Annotated in this window: 11 protein-coding genes and 2 pseudogenes; 6 read left to right on the top strand and 7 right to left on the bottom strand. The window is 69.1% G+C overall.

Annotation, left to right across the window (positions count from 1 at the left end; genetic code table 11):
- Positions 1 to 261: 261 nt before the first annotated feature.
- Positions 262 to 477, bottom strand: coding sequence for a hypothetical protein (locus tag ACFW2Y_RS28960; RefSeq protein ID WP_384885080.1), 216 nt, complete (start codon positions 475 to 477; stop codon positions 262 to 264).
- A gap of 13 nt (positions 478 to 490) precedes the next feature.
- Positions 491 to 838, bottom strand: a complete 348-nt coding sequence (locus ACFW2Y_RS28955; protein ID WP_384885079.1) for a hypothetical protein — start codon at positions 836 to 838, stop codon at positions 491 to 493.
- Between the two features lie 367 nt (positions 839 to 1,205).
- On the opposite strand from ACFW2Y_RS28955, the gene ACFW2Y_RS28950 reads away from it, so the two are divergent.
- Positions 1,206 to 1,337: a hypothetical protein gene (locus tag ACFW2Y_RS28950; RefSeq protein WP_384885077.1), complete on the top strand. Its 132-nt coding sequence runs from the start codon at positions 1,206 to 1,208 to the stop codon at positions 1,335 to 1,337.
- A 231-nt stretch (positions 1,338 to 1,568) separates the two neighbouring features.
- Here the strand turns inward: ACFW2Y_RS28950 and ACFW2Y_RS28945 are convergent, their stop codons facing one another.
- On the bottom strand, positions 1,569 to 2,090 hold the full coding sequence (locus tag ACFW2Y_RS28945) for a hypothetical protein (RefSeq protein WP_384885075.1): 522 nt from the start codon (positions 2,088 to 2,090) through the stop codon (positions 1,569 to 1,571).
- A gap of 110 nt (positions 2,091 to 2,200) precedes the next feature.
- The gene (locus ACFW2Y_RS28940) at positions 2,201 to 8,410 is read right to left on the bottom strand and encodes a DNRLRE domain-containing protein (protein WP_384885082.1); all 6,210 of its coding nucleotides are present in this window, start codon (positions 8,408 to 8,410) and stop codon (positions 2,201 to 2,203) included.
- A gap of 438 nt (positions 8,411 to 8,848) precedes the next feature.
- Between ACFW2Y_RS28940 and ACFW2Y_RS28935 the strand changes: the two genes are divergently transcribed.
- Positions 8,849 to 9,958, top strand: a complete 1,110-nt coding sequence (locus tag ACFW2Y_RS28935) for an ISAs1 family transposase (RefSeq protein ID WP_384885074.1) — start codon at positions 8,849 to 8,851, stop codon at positions 9,956 to 9,958.
- On the opposite strand, the gene ACFW2Y_RS28930 is transcribed toward ACFW2Y_RS28935, so the two are convergent.
- Positions 9,945 to 10,316 carry a hypothetical protein gene (locus ACFW2Y_RS28930; RefSeq protein ID WP_384885084.1) on the bottom strand — a complete coding sequence of 124 codons (372 nt, stop codon included), beginning with the start codon at positions 10,314 to 10,316 and terminating at the stop codon, positions 9,945 to 9,947. The two genes, ACFW2Y_RS28935 and ACFW2Y_RS28930, sit on opposite strands and share 14 nt — an antisense overlap.
- On the opposite strand from ACFW2Y_RS28930, the pseudogene ACFW2Y_RS28925 reads away from it, so the two are divergent.
- The 3 genes and pseudogenes from ACFW2Y_RS28925 to ACFW2Y_RS28915 form a co-directional block, all read left to right on the top strand.
- Positions 10,255 to 10,470: pseudogene (locus ACFW2Y_RS28925) on the top strand (hypothetical protein); the annotation flags it as partial. The gene ACFW2Y_RS28930 and the pseudogene ACFW2Y_RS28925 sit on opposite strands and share 62 nt — an antisense overlap.
- Positions 10,471 to 10,720: 250 nt before the next feature.
- Entirely contained in the window at positions 10,721 to 10,948 is a 228-nt protein-coding gene (locus ACFW2Y_RS28920; protein WP_384885073.1) for a hypothetical protein, read from the top strand.
- A gap of 286 nt (positions 10,949 to 11,234) precedes the next feature.
- Positions 11,235 to 11,435, top strand: a pseudogene (locus ACFW2Y_RS28915) (IS3 family transposase); the annotation flags it as partial.
- 853 nt (positions 11,436 to 12,288) lie between these two features.
- Here the strand turns inward: ACFW2Y_RS28915 and ACFW2Y_RS28910 are convergent.
- Positions 12,289 to 12,573, bottom strand: a complete 285-nt coding sequence (locus ACFW2Y_RS28910) for a hypothetical protein (RefSeq protein WP_384885071.1) — start codon at positions 12,571 to 12,573, stop codon at positions 12,289 to 12,291.
- Here ACFW2Y_RS28910 and ACFW2Y_RS28905 point away from each other — a divergent pair.
- Positions 12,572 to 13,174, top strand: a complete 603-nt coding sequence (locus ACFW2Y_RS28905) for a vitamin K epoxide reductase family protein (RefSeq protein ID WP_384885070.1) — start codon at positions 12,572 to 12,574, stop codon at positions 13,172 to 13,174. The two genes, ACFW2Y_RS28910 and ACFW2Y_RS28905, sit on opposite strands and share 2 nt — an antisense overlap.
- Before the next feature lie 328 nt (positions 13,175 to 13,502).
- On the opposite strand, the gene ACFW2Y_RS28900 is transcribed toward ACFW2Y_RS28905, so the two are convergent.
- Positions 13,503 to 13,748, bottom strand: coding sequence for a hypothetical protein (locus tag ACFW2Y_RS28900; protein WP_384885069.1), 246 nt, complete (start codon positions 13,746 to 13,748; stop codon positions 13,503 to 13,505).
- Between the last annotated feature and the right edge of the window lie 490 nt (positions 13,749 to 14,238).

Raw genomic sequence — 14,238 nt, 5'->3', positions numbered from 1 at the left:
TGACACGACAGGCCACCCCTCCCACGGGAACACCGAACCTATGCCTGACCAGCGAAAACACCGCCCTCAGGTTCGGTACGACAACACCTACTAAGGGAACTCGACCTCCGTCTCGCTCCCGGCAGGGCGGGGTGTGGGCCGATTCATACCGAGACTGCCCCACAGGGCGCAGATCGCGCACATCTCCAGGTCAGGAAACTCCTGGAACGCGATCACCACCTCGTCGCGGCTGAGCAGCCCGAATTCCCGGGTGTACTGGCCTCAGTTCCCCCGATACAGCATCGGGTGGCCCTGGACCGCGCGGGCGGGCTGGAGCTTCCACGTCGTCTCGCGGTGGGCCTGTTCCCGGCGCCGCTGATCCTCGGCCTCCTCCCGCTCAAGGTCCCGGATCGTGCGCTCCTCGACCGCGACCTGGTGGCGCAGCCATACCAGCAAGGTCCGGTGCTTCTCGATCCGCTCGGCTATCGACAAGGCCACGGTGCTCGCCGCCTCATGCCGCCAGGACGTCCGGGTCGTGCTTCAGCGCCATCCGGGCGTCGACGAGCTGCGGGCCGCGCTCCAGCGTGGCCCAGTGCGGATGCATGGACACCTGGATCGACAGTTCCCGGATCCGCGCCCACAGGTCAGCCTCACGGGCGACCTGCTCGGGGGTGTATCCGGGACTGTCCTCCCGCCCCGGGACTACCTCTTCGGTGTGCGGGTGCTTGGGCCCTGGCCAGCCGGGCGCCGGCGCCACGGACCAGGGCAGGGCCCGGCACAGCGTCCGGTACTCGGCCCACGCACGGTGCAGCTCGGTCTGGGCCTTCTTGAGGTCGTCGGGGAAGTCGTGCTTGCTCACGCTCGAATAATACGTCTGTTCGATTTCCGAGGCTGGTGTGACGCCCCGGCCTGCGGTTACGGTCACCCCAACGGCGCAGCACAGGCGCCGCCCACAGGGAGGGGAGCGTCGTGAACAGCGACATCGGATGGGGATACAGCGACGCCGGCTGGGGCGTCACCACTGATCCGGAGTGGGGTATGGAGGGCGATACCGGCTGGGTCTGACCCGCCATCCCCTTGAGGAAATCGAGCCGGTGGCCTCCATGGCCGCCGGCTCGACGCGTACCAGCTGATCGCGTCCCGCAGAGTGGTGTAACGGCGAGCATCACTACTGCCCCCTCGGCACCAACGCGGTGGTCACAGGTGGCACGCTGGCGAAGCGGAACGTGATCCTCTACACCACGTGGCGGGACACGACCGTCAACATCGCCAAGACCACCCGCGCAATCCGCGACCAGCCCGAACGAGCCCTCCCGCTCCTGGGCATCACCAACAACCCGGACACCCAGGGAACTTGATCAAGCCCTGCGGCAAGGTTCGGACCGGTGCAGTCGGCCCGGCGCATCCTCCGCCGAGCCCGATGCGCCACCAACAGGATCGGCTCCGTCGTGAAAGCCATCCACACGCTCCTGATGTGCGGAGACTCAGGATGAAAGAGGTTCAATACCTCGGGGAACGGCGACAGTTGAATACGTGAGCTCACCAGTCCCGAGGTCGTATGCCTCCTCCGCGGCGGGAAGCGGAGAGGTTCAGGGAAGGAAAGCCCAGATCACGGCGCCCAGAAACGGGATGATCAGTACGTCGTACCATCCGAAGCGGGGCCTGCGTACCGGAGCGCGCCGGGCTTCGGACGGGGCCGGTTTCGCGGCCTGGAGCACGGCGTGCCGCAGATCACGGCGGGCCGCGTTGGCTCTCTTCCCGTCGAATACCGACCGGGTCATGGCCCACGGCAGAACGGTGCCGATCCCCTCGATGTCAAAGGCGCCGCCGCGGCCCTCCTTGCCGAGCAACCGAATCTGGTCGAGGCGCGCGCGATACAGGACAAAGGGGTTGCACACGGTCACGCTCTCCGTGTCCCAGGCCACGAAGGGCGTGATGCCTACGCGGACGAGCACCCAGGTGACGGCGCACGGCGCAGCCAATGCGAGAAAGACGTCCCAGAGGCTGTCCGGGGCCCCCGAATCGAAGAAGAGGAAATAGACGGCCACGCCCAGCATGGCCGCGGTCATTGCCGCGGAGGCGGTGAAGACGAATCGGTTTCGGTAGGTCATGCCAAGCCTTCGGTGTGGTGGCTCGTCGCATATGCGAGGGGGTGTCGCACACGGATGGTACGACACCCCCCCCAACGGCATCGGTCAGCTATTTGGCGGAGCCGGGTCCGCTAGCAGTACCGCATTTTCCAGCTCATTCCGCAGGTGAGCGTTCCCGTCCAGGCATTCGCCGCGTAGCCCCACGCCGTACGGCGGTAGGAGACCCGCTTGGAGTGTCTGCCGCGGCCTGCCGCGTGTCTGCCGCTGCGGGTGTACCCGCGGCTGGACTTCCACCAGGAACCGGCAGCGAAGCGGCCTGCTCCGATACCGACCGCGGTCCAGGCAGCGGACTTGGCCTGCCCCCTCCAGTACTTCTTCGTACGCCACTTGCCGCCCCGGCCGTCGGCCACCGCCGTGGCGGCGAACACGGCGACGCTGGCGATGGCGCAGGCGCCGGCGGAAGCGACGATGCAGGCTGCGGTGGCACCCCAGCTCGCATACGTCCGCCAGTTCTTGCGGACGTTCTTCTTCACCTTCTTCCAGCCGCAGCTCCAGCAGATCTTGCCGTCGAGGTCGTACTGGTTGACCGGGTCGGCGTGGACGTAGTCGTACGGGTTGGCGTTTCCGCCGTGGACCGGGTCCATGGAGAGGAAGCGGCCGGTGGCGGGGTTGTAGAGGCGGACGCCCATGAGGGTGAGCCCGGTGAGGGTCTCGGTGGAGCGCTGCTTGGCGCCGAGCCAGCCGTAGCGGGTGGCGGCCTGGCCGGCGCGCGGGTTGCCGTACTCGTCGGTGTCGAGGGCGACGGGAGCCTTGGAGGTGTCCAGCGGGAGCTGGAGGGCCACGTCTCCGTGGATGGTGGTGAGCTGGAGGACGGTGTCGCCGGTCTTGCCGGTGGTGGCGGCGAGGTCGCCGGTGGCGGACTCGACGTTGCGGGTCAGTGTGCCGGTGGCGGTGTCCTCCACGACCCAGCGCGGGCTGTCGCCGTCGCCGTCGTAGTGGTTGAGCTTGGAGCCGGTCTGGGTCCAGGTGGAGCCGCTGCCGGTCTCGGTCTTGAACGAGCGGAAGCGCATCGCGGCGTCGAGCTGCCAGGTCTGGCGCTTGCCGTTCGCGGTCTGCTGGTGGGCGAGGTCGTTGGCGTAGTAGCCGACGGTGCCGTTGCCGGGGACCGACGTGGTGCGGCCGAAGGCGTCGTAGACGTAGCCGGTGTCGACGATGCGGTCGGCGCTGTCGTAGGCGTGGCTGGTGGTGGTCCCTCCCGTGGTGGGGCAGTCGGCGCCCGGGGTTCCCGTGGCGGCGGTGCGGGACTTGCGGTTGGTGCGGTTGTCGAAGGTGTAGGTCCCCTTGGTGCAGATGGTGTCGGAGGTGCTTTCGACGGTGGTCAGGCGGCCGATGGCGTCGTAGCCGTATGCCTGGCCGGACCAGCCGGTGTGGGTGGTGACCTGTCCGTGGATGGACTCGGTGACCGTGTCGGAGTAGACGGTGGTGCCGTCGCTGTCGCGGGTGTAGATCCGCTGCAGCGGAGCACCGGTGGTGTCCTCGCCGGTGGTGAGGGTGAAGCCGCCGGGCAGCCGCTCGGTCGCGACGGAGCCGTCCGCATCGTAGGTGGCCTGGAAGACACCGGCGATGGAGTCGGTGGTCTTCGTGGCCAGACCGCGCGGCTCGGCCGCGTGGTCGTACGTGTACGTGACGGTCGACGGCGCGTTGTCGGTCACCTTCACCTGCCGGTCGAGCAGGTCGTACTCGGTGGTGGTGACGCCGCCGTCGGCGTCGGTGTAGGACATCTGACGGCCGAGCTTGTCGAACGTCTTGGTGATGGTGCCCCCGGTCGGGGAGACCGTCTTGACCGCACGCCCGGTCGCCGGGTCGTACTCGGTCGTCACCTGGGGCACGGCCTGACCGATGCCGCCGGTGACGGCGACCGCGGTGGGACGGCCGGCGTTGTCGAAGGTGGCCGTGGTGGTGCGGGTGACGCCGTTCGCGGTCTCGGTGACCTTCGCGGGACCGCCCCACCAGTTGTACTCGGTGGTGCTGGTCGGCAGCTGCGACGGGTTGCTGCCGCCGCCGGTGATGGCGCCGGCCGGTCCGGTGGAGCAGACCAGGTCCGCCCACTCGGGGCGGCCCTGGCAGGTGCCCGTGCCGGTCGCGGACCAGTAGGTGGTCACCCGGGTGCCCGCGTCCGTGCCGGTGGCTCCGGGCAGACGCTGCTTGATGACGCGGCCCTGGGCGTCGTATTCGGTGGTCTCGGTGATCGCGAGGCCGCCCGGGTTCTTGATCGTCTGGGTGGGCAGGCCCTTGACCCAGTCGTAGACCGTTTGCGTCGCGCGGCTTTCACCGAGGACGCTCGGGTGCTCGCGGACCTGGGCGCCGATGGTGGCCTTGGTGACCTGGTCCTTGACCTTCGCGGTGCCGTCGGTGGGACGTCCGGCGTCGTACTCGTTGACCGTCCACGAGCGGGCCGTCACGGAGGTGCCCGCCGCCACCAGGGTGGTGGTGCCGGACTTGAGGTCGGCGGTGAGCTCGATGCGCCGCAGCGGCCCGAACTCCTCCAGCTCGCGGGTGCCCGTCTCGTCGTACACGGACGTGGTCGCCAGCAGATTGGCGCGGTCGGGACTGCTGAGCTGGCCGATGCCGAGTTCGGCCTGGGTGGCCTTGTCGGCGGCACTGATGCCCAGGGCGACCGCACGGTTGCCCGCGGACAGCTCGCGCACCGTGTTGCCGAACCGGTCCTGCTCGGTGGTGGAGATGTGCCCGCCCGGGGCGGCGGTGTTGACCGAACGCCCGGAGACGCCCAGGTACGTGAGGTCGGCACGCGTGTACGACCCGGAGGCCAGGGCGTTGCCGTCATGCGACGAGGGCACGGAGTCGGCCGGGAAGACGGCGGTGGCATCGGTCGGGGCGTCGGTCTGGCCCCAGGTCTTCACGTCCGCCGCGCCCATCGCGTACGGGGCGGCGGAGCCGGTCAGCGGCACGTCGTAGACCACGCTGGTGGTGGCGGTGCCGGACTCGACGTCCTTGGTGCCCTGCTGGAGGCCGGAGCGGGAGGCCTTGAGGAGCATGCCCGGACCGGCGGTGGCGGCGTTGCCGGCCTGGCCGTAGGTGAAGGACCAGGGCAGCTCGCCTGCGGGGGTCAGGCCGGTGACCCGGCCCGCCGCGTCATAGCCGTAGAACGTTGCCGTGCCGTAGCCGAGCTGCGGGTTCCAGGCTTCGCGCAGGCGCTTGGCCTCGTCGTACAGGTACGAGTGCACCGCCTTGGAGGTCGCCGCGGCGGCACCGGGCTCGGTGGACCACAGGCGGATCTCCTTGACCTGGCCGGCGATGTCACCGAAGGCGGAGGCGGTGGCCGTGGTGGAGTCGGCGTAGACGAACTCCAGGGCCCGGCAGCCCTTGGTGGCCGGCGACGCGGTGCAGGTGGCAGCGCTCGCGGCGGACGTCGGGGCGATGATCTTCTTGGGGCGGGACAACTTCTTGCCGTCCACGGTCACCGTCTCGGAGACGACGGTGGTTGTGGTGTTGGCGAGCCCGTCCAGCAGCGTGGAGGAGACCTGCCAGGTGGTGGCGGCCGGGTCCGGCTTGGTGAACGCGGTCACCGTCCCCTCGGTGTCCGTGAGGGTGAACGAACCGGTCACGCTGCCCGTGAGGGTCAGGAACTCGGCGCCGGTCTCGGGCACCCAGCCGGTCTTGGCCGCGTTCGCGGTGAAGTGCGTTTCCTCGCCCTCGGAATCGACCACGGCAACAGCCGTGTCGGAGATCCGCCGGATGTGGGAGTAGTCCGACTGGGTCGCCTCGGCGACGGTGCCGGAGACCCACTCCTTGCCGAAGATGGCGGCCTGGCCCTCCTGCTTGGCGCCCTTGTCCGGAACACGGGACGAGGCGGTGCGGGACACGGAGAAGCCGAAGGCCGAGGCGTCGGTGGCGGACAGGCTGTAGTCGCCGGTCAGCAGGTTGACGGAGCCGGGGCCGACCTCGTCGGAGGCCGCGCCGGAGGCGTTGCGGTCCACGATCACCGACAGCGGCTGGGTGGCGCCGGTGGCGGAGTTCGGGCCGGTGAAGTCGGCCTTGATCTGGACAGTGCCGTCAGGGTTGACCGTGTCGGTGGCGTTCCACACGAGCGAAGGGCTCTTGCCGCCGCTCATGGCCACGGGCCACGTGGTCAGGGGCGTGCCGCCGGAGGTGACGTCACCGGCCGGGATCTGCACCCACGGGTCGGCCTCGGAGCGCCGCCACGAGAAGGACGCCTTGTCGTACTTGGTGCCGTCGGCCTCTGCCACCAGGGGCAGGCGGCGGGCGGTGCGCTCGCCTTCGCTGGGCTGGACGAAGCCGCCCGGGCCGGCGTGGAAGGTGTACTGGGCCGCCTCGGACTTGTTGTCGGCCTTGTCGACCGAGCGGACCTGGAGGGTGTGGGTGCCGTCCTTGGGCGGGGCGATGGAGATCGCCTTCGCGCCGGCGGCGCCGCCGGTGGTGACCTTGGTCCAGGTCACACCGTCGAGGGACCACTCCAGCCAGTTGTGGTCGGCCGCGGGCGGGGTCACGTTGAACGTGCCCGTCTGGCCGGCGCCCTTGACCCACGCGTTCGACGGGTAGTCGGTGGAGGTGATGCCGGTGGGGGCCGAGGGGGCGGTGGTGTCGACCGTGAAGGTCTTCTCCGCGGACCAGCCCAGGTTGTAGTGCGTACCGTCGTACGGAGACGTGCGGAAACGATACGTCTTGCCGTTGGTGAGGACGCCTGCCGGGACGGTCACCGGGGCCGGCTGGCCCGAAGGCACGAACGCGGACCGCAGGACCTCGCCGACCTGGGCGTTGGTGGCGTTGTCGAAGATCTGGAACGCGCCCTGGACCTTGTCGCCGTTCGCGTCGATGAAGGTGTCACGCAGGATCGGTGTCGTCGTGTTGACGACGTACGCGCCGCCGTAGGAGAAGAAGGGGGCGCCGGCCTCCTGCTTCGTGCCCGTCCGGGGACGGTAGTTGTACGTGACCGTCAGCTTCGGGGGATTCGAGGCGGCGTTGGAGGAGTTGACCCGCTTCCACTCCTTGACGTCGTTCTCGTCCGTGGCGCGCAGGCCCATGCCGGAGTAGGCCCACTTGTTGTTGGACCAGTGCTGGACGAGGTTCTTGACGTCGGCGGTGATCCAACCGTCGGCGGTGCAGGCCGGGTTGCCCTTGGTCTGGGTGGAGGTGGCCATCTTGGTCACCATCGACGGCTGGTTGGTCCAGCGGGAGGCGGTGGAGGCGTTGTTGGCCGTCCACACTTCCCACGGCTGTGCCGAGCAGTCGGTGTTGCCGGAGTGGAAGTTCCACAGCGACAGCGTCGCACTGGAGACCAGGGAGTCCGCGATCGGGGCGGTGTTCCAGGTGATGAAGGAACGGGCCGTGCGGAAGGTGCCGTCGGCGTTCTTGGTGCCCGGGTTGCCGAGGTCCAGTTCGGTGTCCGCCGACCAGTCGACGGTTTCGCCCCGCTGGACGTAGGTGTCGAAGAGGTTCCCGAGGGTGGAGGTCGAGGGGTCGACCGTCACCGGGTACTTCGTGGCCGGGTCGGCGAGGAACTCGGCGTCCGGGGTGATGACCAGGTCCACGCCGCCCTTGGCCTTGACGACCTTCATGGCGACCTTGGCCCGGCGGGTGTGCTCACCGGAGACCTTGTCGACGGTGGCGTCCCACATCACCGGCACGGGCATCGTCGCGGTCTTCTTGGACTTCTTGTCCGTGAAGAGCAGGCTGCCGTCCGGCTGTTGCCTGACCTTCAGACCCTTGGTCCTCAGCGGCAGGGTGTAGGAGAACCCGGCCTGCGGCTTGGCCTTGACCTCGACGAACTGCTCGAAGCCGGTACGGGTCGCCTCGACCACGACATCGGCGCCGGGTACGGCGTTCTCGTAGGTGGCGCGCGTGCCGTCCAGCTTCGGCGCGGGGAGCCCGCCCCGCCACTGCAGGGTGATTGCGTCGTCTCCGCTGCCGAGGGTCACCAGGTCGGTGGCCGGGGCCGTCTGCGCGGCCTTCAGCGAAGCAGCCTTCGCACCCGACTTGCCCGACAGCCTCAGGCCGCTCGGGTGCGCCTTCGACGCGACCGAACCGTCCGCCCGCGCGGCCAGCTCGACGTCCACGTCACGCCACTCGCCGCCGGCCGCCGGGTCGCGGAAGCGGATCGGACCCGCGGACACCTCGGAGGTGAGCGAACCGTCCTTGTTCACCCACGTCGTCGAGGTCTCCGTACGCTCCGAAAGCGCCTCGACCCGCTTGCCCGACAACCGCGCCGCCACCCGGGCGGACGGAATGTCCGCCGCTGAGGTCGCGGTCGGCTTCTCGGCCTTGGTCGCCGCGGCAGCCAGGGCCTTGGTCTCAGCCGCCATCGCGGCGCTGGTTCCGTCCAGCAGCGTGACGCCCAGGGCCAGGGCGAGTCCACCAGCGATGTGGCGAAGACCCTTCCCGGCCCAGTGCCGTCCGCGCTCCTCCGGAGCGGATGCGTGTATTTCCATGCTTTCCCGGTCTCTCGACTTCCGCGTTCTGCTCTCGCGCCGCGAGACGCGGCGCGAGAGCGACGGTAACGAAGGTCAAAAGACCCAAACGGGCATCAAGACTCCAGAAGCGGAATGGTGAGATCCAATTGGAATCTATAACTCCGATCACAGTCGCCGCGGCCCTGTGCCACCGCCCGAGGGGCCGGCCTGTGTCCGCTGCCACTTGGTCCGGTCGTCGTAGCCTGCCCCGCGAGGGGCGAAGACCGAATGCGCAGGAAAGGAGCCGCCGCCGGAACCGGTCACGCGCTTCGGGTCGGGAGCCAGGTGTCGATGACCTCGGCGACAAGGGCGGCGCCGCTCCTCGCCGACCGGTTGTCTGCCCTGCCTGATCCGCGCGACCGGCGGGGTCGCCGGCATCCGCTGGCCGCGGTGCTGCTGACCGCCGCGTGCGCGGTCCTGGCCGGCGCCCGCTCCTACCTCGCGATCGGGCAGTGGGCCCGCCACGCACCTCAGCACACCCTCGCCCGCCTCGGGTTTCGTCCGCATGGTGTGCTCGGTGTCCGCACCGCGCCCTCGACCTCCACCGTGCGCCGGGTCCTGCTCGCCGTGTGCCCCGGCGGACTGGCGGACCTGGTCGGCACCGACCCGACCGGGGCCGACCAGGTCGCGGTGGACGGCAAGACCGCACGCGGCTCGCGGAGCCACGCCGCGCCTGCCGCCCACCTCCTGGCCGCCGTGACCGGCACCGGCCGGACCGTCACCCAGTTACGGGTCCCGGCCAAGACGAACGAGGTGACCGCGTTCCGGCACCTGCTCGCGCCGTTCGACCTCACCGGGGTGACGGTGACGGCCGACGCCCTGCACACCCAGCGCGACCACGCCCGCCACCTCGTCGAGGACCGCCAGGCGCACTTCCTGCTGCTGGTGAAGGGCAACCAGCCCCGGCTGCACGCCGCCCTGCGGGCCCTGCCCTGGCCGCGGGCGCGGGCACGCTACGACCGCGAACTGGGCCACGGGCGTCGCGAGACCCGTTCGCTGCGGGTGCTGACCGTCACCGACCTTCACCTGGACTTCCCCCACGTCGTCCAGGCTGCCAAGATCCTGCGGCACCGCACCGACGCCCGTACCGGCAAGGTCTCCCGGCAGACCGTCTACGCGATCACCGACCTGACCGCCCTCCAGGCGTCCCCGCAGAAGCTCGCCCACCTCGCGCGCTCGCACTGGACCATCGAGAACCGGCTCCACTTCGTGCGCGACACCACCTTCGCCGAGGACGCCTCCAAGATCCGCAGCGGCCACGGCCCCGAGAACATGGCCACCCTGCGCAACCTCGCCATCGACACCCTCCGAGACGCCGGGCACAAGGGCATCGCGGCCGGACTGCGCGAGGTCTCCTACGCACCCCACGACCGCCCACTCGACCTGCTCAACCTGCCCTGAACAGCCCGGATGTTTCCCAACGACGACTATGAATCAGCCCTGCCCCTCGGGGGCCGGGACCGTACTCGGTCAGTTCTCGGGGGTCCTGCGGGTCGGTGAGCCAGGTGACGACATTGGCGTCGGTCATCCGGATCGCCTGCGTCTCGTGGACGTCCGTTCCGTGCTGGACGACGTGAACGCGACCGCTCTGCCTGCTGGGCTTCGGGGCGGGGCCGGCGAGTAGGGCGAGGCGCTGCCAGGTGCTGGTGGTGATCCGCGCCAGGCGGGCGGCGCGTCCGGTCCACAGCGCGGCCTCGAGCGCGAACCCGGACGGGACCCTGCACCACCCCGGCCAGGTCGCGGAGGTCTGCCGCCGCAAGGCCCTGGCGGACCTGGTCGCCGCCGACACCCCACTCGGGCCCGAGCAGGCCACCGCCCGCCTCCGGGTATGCCGCGTGGACTTCGACCACATGGTCTGGCTCGGATGGGTCCGCTCCCCGCAGTCGATCGAGGTCCGCTTCGGCACCAGCCGGCCTGTCGCTCGGCCGGCTCCTGCTCGATCCCCTGCTGGAGGACGAACGAGCTGAGTACGGGTACGGATAGGGCATGAGCATTCGAGCAGATACGGCCATCGACCCATGTCATCTATGTTTCGCCCATGGAGAATGAGGATCTCGCATGACCCGTGACCGGCGCCCTGCTCCTGCTTCGATCACGGCTCGTCTGCTCGCAGGGATCTGCGTCTCATTGCTGGCCGTTGCGGCATGGGTCGGCGGGTTTCACATGCGTCTGAACGGCACCTACTGCGAGACCGTCCTGTTTTTCACCACCCGATGTGACGCGCTCACGCACAGGACCATCCAGATCCACTGCCTGGTGACCACCTGCGCCTGGGCCGTGGCGGTGAGCGGACTGCGCCTGCCCACCGCACACGCCATGCGTCGCTGGGTGTGCGCGACGACGACGCTCCTCATGGGGTGGCTGATCGCGTGCTTGATCGCCTATCGGTAACGGGCTGTCGCCCCCGCCAAGGGGCGGTTCGGGTCTGTACGGTCAGAAGGGTGGGGGCGGCCCCGGCCGTACTGCGTCCCGCCGTCACACGGGGACCGAGGTCTGTCCCGCACACCTCATTCCGGCGCGGGCCGAGATCGGGCCCAGCCCGTCCGGGTGAGCAGCAGGTCCTGGAGGAGCCGCAGCCAACCACGCAGGGACGTTGACTACACCATGGACAGGCCGGTGGCACTGATCGCGTGTCTGGTGGCCAAGGCCCGTACACCTCTTCGTAAACGCCGTCAGCGAGGCATTCAACAGCGTGCTCAAGGTCGAGTACGCCCACCGGCGTACCTTCGCCACACGCACCGAGGCCCGGATGCAGATCGCAACCTGGATCACCGGCTTCTACAACACCCACCGACTACACAGCGTGTGTGGGTATCAGAGTCCGATCGGCTACGAACACGACCATCGAGCCGACTCCGGCTTGGAGCTGGCCGCTTAAAAGATCTCCATAATCCGAGGGGATTGACACGGCGACTGGGCGTGAAACCGTAGCCGCCCGGCCGTTGAGCTGGATCGTGCGAGACCCTGGAGTCGCGCACGCCTCATCGCGCCCGGTGAGCCAACCTCCTGCAGCATGCCATCGATATCCCCACAGTCAGCGCTGCCAGGAACCAGGGGAGCGCGGTCAGGAGGAGAAGCAGCGGTCCGAAGGCAACGATGACCATCCCGCCGAGTGGGACCGTCGTGCTCACCACGAAGGCCAGCTGCAGCCCCACCCTCACAGGCCGAGATCGCGCTCGACAAAGGTGAGTACCGTCGAAGGCCGTGGCCGCACGAGCGCCGGCCATTGCCGAAGCAAGGAGCAATAGCGGACCAAGCAATCCGGACAAACTCATCTTTCCACTCCTCTCTGACTCGCTGCGGCTCGACCGGCCGGATCCTACCCGGGAGGCCGGAAGCGGCCACGTGATGGCCGACATGCTGCTCCGCCACAGCAACGCGACCGCCTAGAGGCACTGGGCGTGCGGGGCGCGGCCCACCCGGTGACGGCCGCCGCCCATGCGGAGCTCACTTCGGCGCTGGCCGCCGCCCTCAGGGCTCGAAGAAGCCAGGGAACAAGGCGGAGGCGGCGTTCCGGCGCGGCTTGACCTCCCTGACGTAGTGGGTGGAGAAGGGAGGGAAGCGGCTTTTGAACCACTCCCCCGCCCCACTCGCCCCGGGCTCGCCGAAGGGCTCGGGATCGCGTACATCAGCAGCGGGGCCCGGCAGTGGGTCTCTCCGTCGGCACAGCCGATTCAACGAGCCGAGCAGCGGACCGCCATTCCGCCTCGGGAACGCCCCGGGGGCGAGGATCATTCCTCGTCGGTCAGGGCCTTGGCGAACGTCTCTTCGGAGTCCAGTGAGCGGAGCAGGGGACCGAGGAGCCTTCGCGTCACCGTGCCCGGCGCATCGCGCAGCTCGGCCAGCGTGGCGCCGGTGCTCTCCTCGTACGTGTCGGCGCTGTACTGGTGGTTGCTGGCGAAGATGGCCGGCTGGCTCCAGCGGCGTCGGCCGCGGAGCCGGTTGGCGCCGACGGCCACGGCCCAGTTGCCGTGGTACCCCACATCCTCGGAGATCAGGCAGATCAAGTCCAGCATGTGCCGGGTGAACCGGCGCACCGGGACCGCCGGCCCCGGGCTCGCCTGGCTGCTCATCGTCACCAGCGCGCTTGGCACGGTGGCCTCGTTCACGATCACCCTGGACAAGTTCCGCCTGCTGCAGGACCCGCACTTCGCCCCCTCGTGCAACCTCAGCCCGATCCTGTCCTGCACGAGCGTGATGAGCAGCGGGCAGGCAGCCGTGTTCGGCTTCCCCAACCCCCTGCTCGGGCTCCTGCTCTACCCGGCCCTCGCCGTCGTCGGCTGTGCCGCCTTGGCCGGCGCGAGGATGCGGGGATGGTTCTGGCTCGGGATCAACCTCGCCACGCTGCTCGCCGCCGGCTTCTGCATGTGGCTCATGACCCAGGCGCTCTACGTGATCGGCACCCTGTGCCTGTGGTGCTGCCTGACCTGGGCAGTGGCCATCGTCCAGGTCTGCTGCGTCACCGCGCACAACGTCACACGCGGTGTCCTTCCCGCACCCCGGGCCGTGGCCGGGTTCCTGCGCGAGTTCCCCTGGGCCGTGCCGCTCACGTGGTGCCTGGCCGTCCTGATGCTGATCGGCACCCGATTCTGGAGCTACTGGTCCACCCTGCTGTGACCGAACCTGAGTGACGCGACGACCAGATCAACGAGCAGCGCGACAGTCCTGTCCACCCCCTGCTGGATCAGCCGCTGAACCGCATCCCACTTCACGATGCACACCACTCAGTGGGAGACGCCAGGCCCCGTGACGGTGCCCCTCTGCCAGCAAGCATCGAGGCTCCTGAGCCCACGGGTGATCATTTGTTCAGTTCATGCCCAGACCATCGGCGCGAGGGCGCATCGCCAGGCGGTATGGAGCCACGGGCTGACGATGCGCCGGTCGGCTTCCGGCTGCTGCTCCTCGGATGAGGGCGGGAGTTGAGGCTCCGGCCTCGCGGCCCGGGCTACGGAGTGAGCTTGATCGAGTTGTACGGGGTCAAGTTCACGGAGTAGACGCCATCGGCGATCAGCAGCTGGTCGCAGTTGGTGCCGTTGGAGTTCCGGCACAGGTACGCCTTGGCGCCACCGGTCTGGTTGTTGAACGCCATGTGAATGTCGAACTCGTTGTAGAACTTGTACGTGCCGTAGCGGTAGTACGTGTGCTCCGGGGTGCTGGCTGCCCACTCCTCCCATCCCCGGTAAATGCACACCCACCCGCTCGCGCATCCATGGTCGGCCTGCCCCGCCGTGCTCGCCGAAGCAGCCGCCCCGGTCGTCATCACTCCACCCACGGTGAAGGCCAGTGCCGCCGAGATTCTTCCCCACCTGCGCACGTCATCCCCCTGTTTCGTCGTACTGAGTCGCGCCGGCCCGGGAACCTCTGTCCTCCCGGTCGGCGGTTGGTCTGCGCAACCGAGCAAACAGGGTACCGGGGAGTCGCATCGGCATCCGTGACTGCCGATGCCCGCGGCGGCCCGACCAGAGTTCTCCCACCTCAGGACTTCCCGTCAAAGGAACCGCATCCGACGGACCATGCGGAGAAGGAAAGCTCGGTCTCTTCTTGCGGCGCCGCCGGCTGCGTCCCACGCAGCTCATGGTCCAGCGCCAACCTCGATCCTTCAGCCGCCTTCCGGGTGTGATCGTCGCGGCGGTTCGCCCGTAATGTCCTCGGTGCCGGTGAGGCGGGCCGTCGCATGACGC

Origin of the sequence: Streptomyces sp. NPDC058877, assembly GCF_042742855.1 — a bacterium.
Classification (GTDB): Bacteria; Actinomycetota; Actinomycetes; order Streptomycetales; family Streptomycetaceae; genus Streptomyces.
This window is presented reverse-complemented; position numbering and strand designations above follow the sequence as displayed.

Bases quoted from the DNA above. Each gene is read 5' to 3' on its own strand.
- ACFW2Y_RS28935 (WP_384885074.1), top strand. From the start codon at position 8,849: ATGACCTCGGCGACAAGGGCGGCGCCGCTCCTCGCCGACCGGTTGTCT.
- ACFW2Y_RS28910 (WP_384885071.1), bottom strand. From the start codon at position 12,573: ATGCTGGACTTGATCTGCCTGATCTCCGAGGATGTGGGGTACCACGGC.
- ACFW2Y_RS28920 (WP_384885073.1), top strand. From the start codon at position 10,721: ATGCGTCTGAACGGCACCTACTGCGAGACCGTCCTGTTTTTCACCACC.
- ACFW2Y_RS28945 (WP_384885075.1), bottom strand. From the start codon at position 2,090: ATGACCTACCGAAACCGATTCGTCTTCACCGCCTCCGCGGCAATGACC.
- ACFW2Y_RS28940 (WP_384885082.1), bottom strand. From the start codon at position 8,410: ATGGCGGCTGAGACCAAGGCCCTGGCTGCCGCGGCGACCAAGGCCGAG.
- ACFW2Y_RS28905 (WP_384885070.1), top strand. From the start codon at position 12,572: ATGTGCCGGGTGAACCGGCGCACCGGGACCGCCGGCCCCGGGCTCGCC.